This window comes from Cohnella soli (assembly GCF_042655525.1).
GTDB lineage: Bacteria > Bacillota > Bacilli > Paenibacillales > Paenibacillaceae > Cohnella > Cohnella soli.
On sequence record NZ_JBHSMI010000065.1, the window covers coordinates 1 to 316 of the forward strand.

The window sequence follows — 316 nt, forward strand, 5'->3', positions numbered from 1 at the left end:
TTCAATAACAGGAAAAAAGGCTTTTCTTCTACCTCCTGAAGTATTGTTTCCAACATATCTTTGAATTAAGTCTACAACTTTACCTTGAGTAATTTTTGATGCTTAAGTAGAGTAATTATTCCTATTAAAAGAGAAGAAAATCCTAAAAGAATAAAGAGTAGTACTGATTTCATACTTTTCTCCTTTCATTGTTTTGAGCAATTTCAGATAACGTAAATGTGTTCACGACGTCCCACCGACTTAAGGCGACGAAGTCGCCGGGCGCGATGCGCTTAGTCGGTGCGGATGTGTCCGGCTGATTCCGCATCACTGCTGC